Origin of the sequence: Victivallis sp. Marseille-Q1083 (assembly GCF_903645315.1) — a bacterium.
GTDB lineage: Bacteria > Verrucomicrobiota > Lentisphaeria > Victivallales > Victivallaceae > UMGS1518.
Genome location: NZ_CAHJXL010000002.1, coordinates 536025 through 547837 on the forward strand (window position 1 = coordinate 536025; position 11813 = coordinate 547837).

The window sequence follows — 11813 nt, forward strand, 5'->3', positions numbered from 1 at the left end:
CTGCCATGAGTAATGTAGCGCCAGTGGATGAAAAAGTCCTGTCGAAAGCCTTTAAAATCGACGAAAAAGAGATAAAAAGCCATCTGTCTAGCTTGGTTAAAGAGTCGGTCGAGGAGACGAGATGCAGCACGTGTCGGTGCTGGTCGCCATCGGCGTCAATAATGACGGTTATCGTGAGATATTGGGCATCGCCGAGGGATATCGATACAGTTATACATAGTATTTCTTTTTACTTTTCAGCCAGTGTACAAGGCTGCGCTTTTCAATAAGCACTTTGCCGGATTGTGCTTCGGAAAGCTTACTGATTTCGATATCGCCACGCCTGGCGGCCCGATACAACGTTGACCGACTGCAATTAAAAACCGCAGTAGCCGCTTTTACTTCAATGTAAAGCTGCGGATCGCAGTCACGTTGTTCATTCGCACACTCAAGCAGTTGCTCCAAGTTGATATCATAGGGGGCAAGAAGAATATCAATCGCTTTTATGATCTCGTTTGGAATTTTTGCGTTCATAGATATATTTCCCTTATGCTTTTATGTATTTTTCTTGATTGACCTCATTGTCTGAGTAAAAATAAAGTACCGACAAATTACCCTATCCTGTTCTGAAGAAAAAATCTCCATTTTATTAGTCCGGATACTACGAGATTTTAGATTTTTATCAGTATCGTAAAATCTGTATTGATTAGCACAAAATTACCTTGATTTTACCTGAAACGCATCCTGAGCAATGCTGAATCATGCTGTTTTATCCTGATTATTGATAACAACTTGAAAAAAAAGTGGTACATTTCTGGCACATTTTTCACATTTTTCACTTTGCCGGGCAAAAATATCTCGAAATATGTTTTTCATAACTCTTGCATTTCCTGCAGAGACATGTATATTTAAAACATGACATGGGGATGTAGCTCAGTTGGCTAGAGCGATACGTTCGCATCGTATAGGTCATGGGTTCGACTCCCACCAGCTCCACCATTTTTGAAGTCAAAAACCAGTAGTAATCAATGAGTTACTGCTGGTTTTCTTTTTGTCTGAAATGCGTGAAAAAACCTGCAAAAACCCGCTTTTTGATGCAAAAAAAATAAAAAGTCCCGCATTTTTTACGCATTTTTCGGGGCCGTTTTTGGATGTAATTTCCTGTCTTAACTTTGTATAGCTTAAAGATTTACCATGTCTGCTAAAATAGTATTTTTTGGCTATACTCGGAAAAAAACGTTATTTTCACACCACCACGGAACCAATATTGGTTCCGTGGTCAGGTGGTCTGGTTTCTACGTATTTGCAAGATAAATTACCAAATACGAAGGAAACCAAGAATGTGCCAGCAACCCACTTAGAATTTATCCCTAAATAACAGTTGAAAACATGAAAAATATTGCTATATTATCATCAAACACTAGAAGGAGAATATGGCAATGAATTCGTGGGAAGTCTCTGATACTTTTTGGTCGAAGGTCGAACCTTTGATTCCTCGTGCAAGGCGTGATAGCAATCGGGAGTATCAGCGTCGTCGCGGAGCGGGACGCAAACCGTTGGAAGCGCGTCGAGTATTTGAGGGTATCGTGTATGTTTTGCGAACGGGAATACAATGGAAAGCGCTTCCCCGCGAATACGGGAGTTCAAGCAGCATACATCGTTATTTTCAGCGCTGGTCGAAAGCCGGATTGTTTCAAAAATTGTGGAAGAAAGGTTTGGCGGAATACGATGAATTGGAAGGGATTTCCTGGCGTTGGCAAAGTATCGACGGAGCAATGAACAAAGCCCCATTGGCCCGGGAAGCAGTAGGTCCCAATCCCACAGACAGGGGAAAAAAATGGGACCAAACGTCACGTTCTCGTAGACGAGCGTGGCATCCCGTTGTCAATAGTCGTAACCGGAGCAAATCGGAATGATGTTACGCAAGTGAATGCCGTTTTGAGCGCAAGAATGAGAAAGCCGCGAGTAAGAACAAAGCAGAATCTTTGTGCGGATGCCGGTTATACCGGCTCTGGAGAAGTTATGAAGGCGTACCGATATATTCCGCACATCAGACCGCGAGGAGAGGAGAAAATTGCAGTCAGGCAAGGTTATAAAGCTCGACGTTGGATTGTGGAAGTGGCCCATTCATGGTTCAATCGCTTCAGAAAACTTCTGGTGCGTTTTGAAAAAACACATGCCGCATATGAAGCATTGTTTCAACTGGCGGCATGCATGATTATTTATAAAAAACTTGCAGTTATTTAGGGATAAGTTCTTAATGAATTCTGCGAAATATGGGCTAACCTGAATATTGCGTAAATTTTCAAAAACAAAGAGGCAGATTCTCGACTAACGTATTATATTGTAATATCTTACATCACAATATAACGCCGAGGTCTGCCAATGACAAAATGTAATGTTTCGATTCCGGTCTTTCAAGGTCCGAAAAGCAGAAAAATTGAATTCAATTTCGCCGGTGGAGATATCAGCAGTGACGGCGGGTTGCTTTTTGTGAAAGAATTCGACCGCAAACTCGGTTTGACCCGGCGCGCCGGTAACCTGCTGGATTCTTTTGATCTTCGACAGCCCGGAAAAGTTGAGCATTCCTATCTGAGCATGCTTCGTCAACGAGTTTTTGGTTTGGTTGCCGGCCATGAAGATCTCAATGACCATCATGAATTGCGAACTGATCCGCTGATTCAAACTGTTGTCGGTCGTGATCGTCAACTCGCCACTCCAAGCACTTTATGTCGATTCGAAAATGGAATCGATCGTCGTGCTTGCGTAGATTTGAGCCGATTGTTTGTCGAATTCTTTATCGAAAGTTTTTCCACGCCGCCTCGAGAATTGATTCTTGATTTCGATGCTACCGATGACCTCACTTACGGGATGCAGGAAAATCGCTTTTTTCATGGCTATTATGACCACTATTGCTTTTTGCCGTTGTATGTTTTCTGCGGGGATCAATTGCTTGTGGCTTATTTGCGTCCATCAAAAATTGATGCGGCCAAGCATGCTTGGGCGATTCTCTCGCTACTGGTAAAGCGCTTTCGGCAGAAATGGCCGAAGGTTAAGATTATTTTCCGGGGAGACAGTGGCTTTTGTCGGCAGAAAATGCTGAACTGGTGTGATAAAAATGAGGTCAAATATATTGTCGGATTGGCGAAAAATCCACGTTTGCTGGAATTATCAAAAGATCTTCAAGTGAAAGCGGAAGCACTTTACAACGAAACACATGAAAAAGCAAAACTGTTTACTCAGTTCGAATATGCGGCAGGAACTTGGAAATACCCGCGCCGGGTGATTGCCAAAGCGGAATTCAACTCCCCCGGACCGAATAATCGTTTTATCGTCACCAATCTTGATGATGATGGACAATATCTTTATGAAAAAGTCTATTGCGCCCGAGGTGAGATGGAAAACAGGATCAAGGAACAGCAGCTGGATCTTTTCGCTGATCGGACGAGCTGCCATGACTTTGCGGCAAATCAATTCCGGCTTCTGCTTTCAAGTTTGGCTTATATTCTCATGGAACGGTTTCGGGCATTGTTGTTGACAGGAACTCAATTTGCCGAGGCTACCTGCGGCAGCATTCGCTTATACCTGGTGAAAATCGGTGCCATTATTCGGCGGAATACCAGAAAAATTTATGTTGCTCTTTCAAGTGCTTGTCCAAATCAGGAACTCCTCCGCTTGATCGCTGCGAAAATCATCGCTTGGGAATAAAACCTTGGAGAGCTGTCCCCGGCTCGCCGAACAACAACGGGGGAAAGGGGGAATATGCTCAATTTGCAAAAAAACGACAATATCCGACTCTGAAAATAAAAACTTCCGAATCTTCTGAACATTTCTCGACGATTCGAAAGTTTCATGCAACATTCAGGCTAAACGCAATACTGCTTACTTTAATCAATAAAGCATTCATGCGGAGCAGTCTTGGATGAAAACTCCTGCTTGATGTTCCATCCTTTGATTTTGCGTTTTACTGCCCGTTCTCGTGTAATCCCGCGAGAAGACCAGGCAGTTGTTGCCGCAATCTCCAGAATGATTGCTTCGCGAATAAACTCAATTTCCTGTGGTTTGAGGGGGAAAATGAGCAACAGTGATTTTTCTGCACAGAATTCGTACCGCATTGATAAAGGAAAGCCGGTCTGGATCGACCTTATTTTTCCGTGCGGCTTGATGTATTAAGCTGCGAATCGTATAGTGCGCAAGTAGATATCCAAACAATTCCTGTATAATCAATTCCGGGGTTTTGCTTCGCAAGGCGGCTCCTGGTTGCTTCAGATGATTCTTCAATTCATCATAAGCCAATTCGATCTCCCAGCGCTCGTGGTAGAGAGCCGCAAGTTCCGAAGCCGGAGCGTCTTCCTCTTTTAAAATACTGGTTATCAAGCGATATTTTTCGCTGGAGCCTTTGATGGCATATTCAATTACTCGAACAGGAATGCCATTGGTTTTCTTGCGTTGTTCCGCGCCAGGATAGAACGTACTTAAAAAAGAACCGTCCGGCAGAATTTTTTCTTTTGCAAATTTCATATTGCTGCGGATTCGAAACACTAACGATGCGCCAGTTTTGATGCATTCGGAAAAGAACGGATAGCAACCAAAGCCACGATCAGCAAGTAGCAGCATATCCTTTTGCAGGAGCGGCAAAAGTCGTTTGCCTTGAGTATTTTCCCCTTCAGAATAAGGCCCATGGGCCGCACCAATAATCGCACGCGTACCGATTTCAAGTAAAGTTGTCATGCGCAATTGCGGAAATGCGGTTTTCCCGCGGGAGCATGGCGGACGGCCAAAAAAATCATGATTCCTCTGCTCATCCGGTAAATCAAAGGTTGTGCCGTCGATTGCCATCAAACGCCATCCCCGATAAAAGGCGCCAATGGTATCCGGCTGGGCCAGGGGTTTACAAACATCCTCGAATAAACATTGCATTGCCTTGTACCCCAAACGGTTCCTGGCACGTGAAATTCCTCCTCGCCCTTTGATCTCGCCGCAAGGCATTTTTATCTTCAGCCAGTCAAAGCCCTCAAGAATGCAGCGCAAAACCTCTTGCAACGAAATGCTTGAATACAGCGAAAGACAAATAACATAATAAGCCATCAATTCCAGTGGCAGTTTGCGGTAACGTTGCGTCGCAAGTCCGCACTTGGTCAGTGCATTGCAAAGGGCTTCAAAAGGAACAACCCCAAGCAATGAGGCCAAGGTTAAAAAGTCACTCTCGCGAAAATTATCTGCCAACTGCGCTTTGGTTCGTGCCATATCGAATCTCCTGTTGTCTATGAAGATAATATAGCATGAAATCAATAATATTCAAGAATTAAGTAAGCAGTATTGAGGCTAAACGGGTATTCGATCTAAATTTCAGAACTATTTCCAGCCCTTTTGGTTTTTCAGACTTGACGACTCAGACCCTGTTGACGGCCTCGGAAGCCATCAGTGGAGCCTTGTGTTCTTCTAGAGGCGAATTCGTCAAGAAAGCTGTTGGCGGAGACTATTTTCAGACGGCCCAGAAATTCGAAAACCTTAAGAAGAAACATCATGGGACCTTCTCGTTGATTATAGTTACTAACCACAAAATGTCGGTAAAATTTGAAGGCAAGGGGCAAGAATGGAAAGACCGAATGCTGCCGATTTTGTTCCATCACCATATTCCTGAAGAAAAACAGGATCGAACTCTTGTCGATCGCCTGCTGGCGGAAGAAGGCAGCGGTATTTTAAACTGGATTCTTGATGGAGCAAGGCATGTGCGGAGCAGCAATTGGCGGATTGAGCTGACTGCAACGCAGAAGGTTCGTCGCGACAAGCTGGTGGACGAGATTCGGTCGATGGACATGTTTGTCTGCAACTATATCAGACGCTCTGCCGGTAATGAATTCTCATCAAGGTCGGCTTATGCCACCTATATCAGACACCAGAGAGACCTAGGACTTGAATTCCTTGAAGAAGCGGCTTTTTACAAACGTCTTGCAAAGTCCATGGGAACGGAATATAATGCCGTCGGCTGTAATTCCATCCATGGACAGAGAATTCGTGGCTACAAGGGCTTCGAGTTGCTTGACTGAAAAAAAGGTACATATACGCGCGTATAGAGAAATTGCAAAAACGTGTATTTCCCGTCGTTGCCGTCGTTTTTCGATGGCAACGGCGGATAAACTCAAACAAAATGGAGGAAAAACATGCTAATAGAAGCAGAAGAAAAATTCTTCACAGATCGTCTTGAAAAAATGAGCCTTGCCCGAATAGGCAATGATCCAAAAGAGGAAAATATTGAACCGGAGATTGTCAATGCCGTTCCTATACCATCTGCAAGTTCTTCTGAGCAGAAAAACGATTCTCTCATCTTAAGCTTTCAGCAACGATTCCATGTTTCGCCATTTCCGTTGACTGCGGAAAAACTTGAAATCATCGTCAGGGCCATCGACTGGGAGGGACCGCAACACCTGGGTTTCTTTTACCCGGTTGAATTACGTAAAGAATGTGGAATACTGATTCCATACCCGATCCTGCATTTTGCCGATGTCGGATTTCAAAGGATGCTTGCCACGTGGAATTGCAATTTCTGTTTTTTCAAATGCCAGGCAATCGGGACCGTTTTGAACTTCTATTATTATCTGCAATCCAACGGGAGAAAATAAAATGTGGATCACCAAGCAGACAGAAAATGCAGAACAGATCAAGTTGACGGATGCTACTTCAAAAGTTATTATTTGGGCGATCAATCATGCTGATTCACCTGAGATTTCAAGATTGGGAAATCTGACACATATCCCCTTCTTTCAAGGTTTTTCCAATTCTGACGGTACGATTCTTGTGAATACAAGCACATCGGGAATAACGGTTTCTAGACAGAAAAAAACATTGAGTTGTAACTATCCTGTAATGCAATCGGCCTCCCCCATGCTTCCGGTTCCATCGTTATACAACATCACTTCTTGGGAATTTCAATCCATTCTTCAAGAAATACTCGGAAATATTGATTACATCGCTTTGGCAGAAAAGCTCTGTCTGGAGCAAATGGATATGGACTCAATTACAGGCAAGTTGATCCGTTCTTACGCGGAATTATCCATTCCACGGCCACTGATAGTGGAAACTCCATTACCCATCAAAAACACCACAGGGAACCTTCAATTCCTGTATTGTCATGATCAAGGTAATGTTTATGAGATGAAGTTCTTCAAGTATAATGACTATCAGGAAGAATACCCTTTTCTCTTCAAACCACGCCAATCCGGAGTCTGGTTTCCAGAATACAGCTTATCCACCAATCCGTGGCAATTTTCCACTTCGATTCACATCACGCAAGCCAATCCTAGTATGGGATGGATTTGCACTGCTGGTGGAGCTGATAATTTGAAATGGGAAATATTTCGCCACATTCATTCCGAAATCATTTTGCCGTATTATCCATCAGATCCCCTTTTCAATCGAACTGCTTTGTCTAAAATATGGCCAATTCTTACCGAAGCCAAGCGACGTAACATTAAAATGCGAGTACGTCAAGTTAAAGCCCAGGAAACAAATCCTATGGCCCCTTACATGAGCGAATGGGTGAATGATAATGAGACCACCATTCTTGAAGAATCAGAGCTGAAAAAACGTGCATGGGAACAGGGGATCAAGCTTGATCCGATCTGGTTTCCGAAGCCTTACGAAGTTACCTTGAAGCAAAAAAAATATAACGGAAATCTTCCGTATTTCTGGCCGGCTGGTTCTATCGCATTGTTTGAGTCGAATAGAGCTGATCTTTTCATGAGAGAATTGTTAAAATATCTTTCAGAAAAAACAAAAGAGAATCGGAATATTGTTGTTGTAATTCCCCATGGTCAAGATGGATATATTCAGAAGTTTCTCCGTTGTCTGGAAAAAAATACGGCGATCACGATTGTCAATACAGAAATTTTGAAAGATGACTTGGAGTTCGAGATGAAGCTGCGTGAAAAAAATGCGGATGTCGTTTTTTTCTACGCAGTCAATGATGACTTCAACAAAGAGTTTGAGCGCGGGATTGGCTTGGCAATACAAACCGAGCTTCCGATAGCGATTTTCTCGTTTTCGAAAGAAGGCAATAGCCCTCTGTGTGAAGTGGCAGATCACACCTATATTGTGGAGGGCAATATAGATTCGGCAATTAACATACGTGCAATATTTGCTTGATGGTGTATATTATCATCATGGAAACTCAAGATGCCCGAAAACTCGATAAGGTCGCTCTTGAAGAGCGGCGCAAGCAGGCCGTGAGATTGTATCAAAGCGGCAAATGTAATAATTGTACAGAAATCGGAAAAATCGTCGGAGCGCACCGCAACACGGTGGGCAAGTGGATAAGCAAGTGGAAAAAAAGCGGCTTGTCTGCTTTGAAAGTAAAGAAATGCGGTCGTCCCGTCGGCTTTGGACGCCGTCTGCTTCCGCATGAAGAGAGTAAGATACGGAAAGATTTGGTCGACCATTGTCCGGATCAGTTAAAATTGCCATTTGCGCTCTGGACTCGTCAGGCGGTACGGTTGCACATCAAGATTTCGTTTGGAATCGAAATACCAGTCCGAACCATGGGGGAGTACTTGAAACGCTGGGGATTTACGCCGCAAAAACCAGTTAAGAAAGCTTATCAGCGCAATGAGGCGCACGTTCAAAAATGGCTGATTGAGGAGTATCCCCGAATCAAAAAGCTGGCAAAATCAGAAGACGCGGATATCTTTTGGGGGGATGAAACAGGAATTCGCAATGACGAGGCCAAGGGCCGCAGTTATGCGCCGAAAGGCAACACTCCGGTGCAAGCAGTCAATCCGGTACGCGAAAAAGTTAATATGATCAGCGCGATTACCAACCAGGGGAAAACTCATTTCATGTTTTACAGCGAAACGATGACGGCTCAACTCCTGATCCAATTCATGGAACGTCTGATTCGTCAAAATGAGCGGAAAGTGTATTTGATTCTGGATAACCTGCGGGTTCACCACAGCAAAACGTTGACTGGCTTTCTGCAGGAAAACGCGGCTTTCATCAAGTTATTTTTCTTGCCGAGCTACAGTCCCGACCTGAACCCGGATGAATATCTCAACCGCGACTTGAAATCAAATCTGAACAACAAGCCCTTGGGACGCGCCAAAGGAAAAATAACCGAACATGCCAAGCAACATATGGAAATGATAGCTGAACAACCGGAACGAATCAAGAAATTATTCCATTCCAAGACTGTTTTATATGCAAGTTAGTTAGCCTGAATATTGCGTAAATTTTCAAAAACAAAGAGGCAGATTCTCGACTAATATATTATATTGTAATATTTTACGTGACAATATAACGCCGAGGTCTGCCAATGACAAAATGTAACGTTTCGATTCCGTTCTTTCAAGGTCCGAAAAGCAGAAAAATTGAATTCAATTTCGCCGGTGGAGATATCAGCAGTGACGGCGGGTTGCTTTTTGTGAAAGAATTCGACCGCAAACTCGGTTTGACCCGGCGCGCCGGTAACCTGCTGGATTCTTTTGATATTCGACAGCCCGGAAAAGTTGAACATTCCTATCTGAGCATGCTTCGTCAACGAGTTTTTGGTTTGGTTGCCGGCCATGAAGATCTCAATGACCATCATGAATTGCGAACTGATCCGCTGATTCAAACTGTTGTCGGTCGTGATCGTCAACTCGCCACTCCAAGCACTTTATGTCGATTCGAAAATGGAATCGATCGTCGTGCTTGCGTAGATTTGAGCCGATTGTTTGTCGAATTCTTTATCGAAAGTTTTTCCACGCCGCCTCGAGAATTGATTCTTGATTTCGATGCTACCGATGACCTCACTTACGGGATGCAGGAAAATCGCTTTTTTCATGGCTATTATGACCACTATTGCTTTTTGCCGTTGTATGTTTTCTGCGGGGATCAATTGCTTGTGGCTTATTTGCGTCCATCAAAAATTGATGCGGCCAAGCATGCTTGGGCGATTCTCTCGCTACTGGTAAAGCGCTTTCGGCAGAAATGGCCGAAGGTTAAGATTATTTTCCGGGGAGACAGTGGCTTTTGTCGGCAGAAAATGCTGAACTGGTNATCAAAAATTGATGCGGCCAAGCATGCCTGGGCGATTCTCTCGCTACTGGTAAAGCGCTTTCGGCAGAAATGGCCGAAGGTTAAGATTATTTTCCGGGGAGACAGTGGCTTTTGTCGGCAGAAAATGCTGAATTGGTGTGATAAAAATGAGGTCAAATATATTGTCGGATTGGCGAAAAATCCACGTTTGCTGGAATTATCAAAAGATCTTCAAATCAAAGCGGAAGCACTTTACAACGAAACACATGAAAAAGCAAAACTGTTTACTCAGTTCGAATATGCGGCAGGAACTTGGAAATACCCGCGTCGGGTGATTGCTAAACCGGAATTCAACTCATCCGAACCGAATAATCGTTTTATCGTCACCAATCTTGATGATGATGATGGACAATATCTTTATGAAAAAGTCTATTGCGCCCGAGGTGAGATGGAAAACAGGATCAAGGAACAGCAGCTGGATCTTTTCGCTGATCGGACGAGCTGCCATGACTTTGCGGCAAATCAATTCCGGCTTCTGCTTTCAAGTTTGGCTTATATTCTCATGGAACGGTTTCGGGCATTGTTGTTGACAGGAACTCAATTTGCCGAGGCTACCTGCGGCAGCATTCGCTTATACCTGGTGAAAATCGGTGCCATTATTCGGCGGAATACCAGAAAAATTTATGTTGCTCTTTCAAGTGCTTGTCCAAATCAGGAACTCCTCCGCTTGATCGCTGCGAAAATCATCGCTTGGGAATAAAACCTTGGAGAGCTGTCCCCGGCTCGCCGAACAACAACGGGGGAAAGGGGGAATATGCTCAATTTGCAAAAAAACGACAATATCCGACTCTGAAAATAAAAACTTCCGAATCTTCTGAACATTTCTCGACGATTCGAAAGTTTCATGCAACATTCAGGNGCTCGCCGAACAACAACGGGGGAAAGGGGGAATATGCTCAATTTGCAAAAAAACGACAATATCCGACTCTGAAAATAAAAACTTCCGAATCTTCTGAACATTTCTCGACGATTCGAAAGTTTCATGCAACATTCAGGTTAGTTGCCGGTACAATAACCCTGCAACAGGATTTCGTGTGGAGAATATGGAAACGGGCGAAATCAAAAAATATCTTTTTGAGCCTAATGGCGATGTGCGCATAGAGCCCGGAACAGAAGAAGATATGGTTGAATAAAATTTCTGTCGAAATATCGTTTCATCCCCGGTTACGTATGGTAGCCGGGGATAATTTATATCTTTTGAGAAACTCCGTAGCTCCGCTGATGCGGTATCCGTTCATTACAGAACTGTGGTTTTGTCAGATTCAGAACCCATTGATCCAGATGTTTCATCTCATCAGTTGAATTGTTTACTGTGATACGGATGTTGTCAATCTGTTCGACAGGTGACATGGAATGAGATGTCCAAAGTCGCCTGATTACAGACAGGAGATCGGCAAGGTCGTATCGTCCGTATCCATCGCAGATGAAGAGGAAGAGGATATAGTGTTTTCCATATGGATCATAATGCCAGCAGTAAGTCGGGATGAATGCTTTCCGATTCAACGTGATCTTAAGAGAGTTCAGGTATTTGGAGAACTCTCCGCCATTGATCGCATGGAACCGATAGATTCCAACAGATACGGATTCGTACCTGGCAAGATAGCGTTCAATGATGTTGTGGGTTATGCTTTGCAATGGGTGTGATTCTGTCATGGCATTTCTCCTTGAGGTGTGTTAATTGAGCTCAAAAATACAGTGTCAGAGTTATTCTCTGCATAGGATTGTTCTTATTTTATCAGTGTATTTCATTCCAATTTCACGTA

General features: G+C 43.7%; 10 protein-coding genes and 1 tRNA gene. 8 read left to right on the forward strand and 3 right to left on the reverse strand.

Annotated elements, in window-relative coordinates; genetic code table 11:
• Window positions 1-210: 210 nt before the first annotated feature.
• Window positions 211-513, reverse strand: coding sequence for a helix-turn-helix domain-containing protein (locus tag HWX74_RS18260; RefSeq protein ID WP_176015000.1), 303 nt, complete (start codon window positions 511-513; stop codon window positions 211-213).
• Window positions 514-901: 388 nt separating this feature from the next.
• On the opposite strand from HWX74_RS18260, the gene HWX74_RS18265 reads away from it, so the two are divergent.
• The 3 genes from HWX74_RS18265 (at window position 902) to HWX74_RS18275 (ending at window position 3687) form a co-directional block, all read left to right on the forward strand.
• Window positions 902-978 (forward strand) — tRNA-Ala (locus HWX74_RS18265).
• Window positions 979-1412: 434 nt separating this feature from the next.
• A protein-coding gene (locus HWX74_RS18270; RefSeq protein WP_368506834.1) for an IS5 family transposase occupies window positions 1413-2226 on the forward strand; the annotation gives its coding sequence in 2 pieces (ribosomal slippage) (window positions 1413-1811 and window positions 1813-2226; 813 coding nt in all).
• A 138-nt stretch (window positions 2227-2364) separates the two neighbouring features.
• A complete protein-coding gene (locus tag HWX74_RS18275) occupies window positions 2365-3687 on the forward strand; it encodes an IS1380 family transposase (RefSeq protein WP_176011736.1) in 1323 nt (440 codons plus the stop codon).
• 339 nt (window positions 3688-4026) lie between these two features.
• Here HWX74_RS18275 and HWX74_RS18280 read toward each other — a convergent pair whose 3' ends face one another.
• Complete coding sequence (locus HWX74_RS18280) at window positions 4027-5226, reverse strand: IS4 family transposase (RefSeq protein ID WP_176015002.1); 1200 nt, start codon at window positions 5224-5226, stop codon at window positions 4027-4029.
• Between the two features lie 137 nt (window positions 5227-5363).
• Between HWX74_RS18280 and HWX74_RS18285 the strand changes: the two genes are divergently transcribed.
• The 5 genes from HWX74_RS18285 to HWX74_RS18305 all read left to right on the forward strand — a co-directional run bounded on the left by HWX74_RS18285 (window position 5364) and on the right by HWX74_RS18305 (window position 10750).
• Window positions 5364-6029, forward strand: a complete 666-nt coding sequence (locus tag HWX74_RS18285) for a hypothetical protein (RefSeq protein ID WP_176015003.1) — start codon at window positions 5364-5366, stop codon at window positions 6027-6029.
• Window positions 6030-6143: 114 nt separating this feature from the next.
• A complete protein-coding gene (locus tag HWX74_RS18290) occupies window positions 6144-6602 on the forward strand; it encodes a hypothetical protein (protein ID WP_176015004.1) in 459 nt (152 codons plus the stop codon).
• 1 nt (window position 6603) lies between these two features.
• Entirely contained in the window at window positions 6604-8124 is a 1521-nt protein-coding gene (locus HWX74_RS18295; protein WP_176015005.1) for a hypothetical protein, read from the forward strand.
• 17 nt (window positions 8125-8141) lie between these two features.
• On the forward strand, window positions 8142-9182 hold the full coding sequence (locus tag HWX74_RS18300; protein ID WP_176011602.1) for an IS630 family transposase: 1041 nt from the start codon (window positions 8142-8144) through the stop codon (window positions 9180-9182).
• 104 nt (window positions 9183-9286) lie between these two features.
• Complete coding sequence (locus HWX74_RS18305; protein WP_176015006.1) at window positions 9287-10750, forward strand: IS1380 family transposase; 1464 nt, start codon at window positions 9287-9289, stop codon at window positions 10748-10750.
• A 488-nt stretch (window positions 10751-11238) separates the two neighbouring features.
• Here the strand turns inward: HWX74_RS18305 and HWX74_RS18310 are convergent, their stop codons facing one another.
• Window positions 11239-11703, reverse strand: a complete 465-nt coding sequence (locus HWX74_RS18310) for a hypothetical protein (RefSeq protein ID WP_176015007.1) — start codon at window positions 11701-11703, stop codon at window positions 11239-11241.
• Between the last annotated feature and the right edge of the window lie 110 nt (window positions 11704-11813).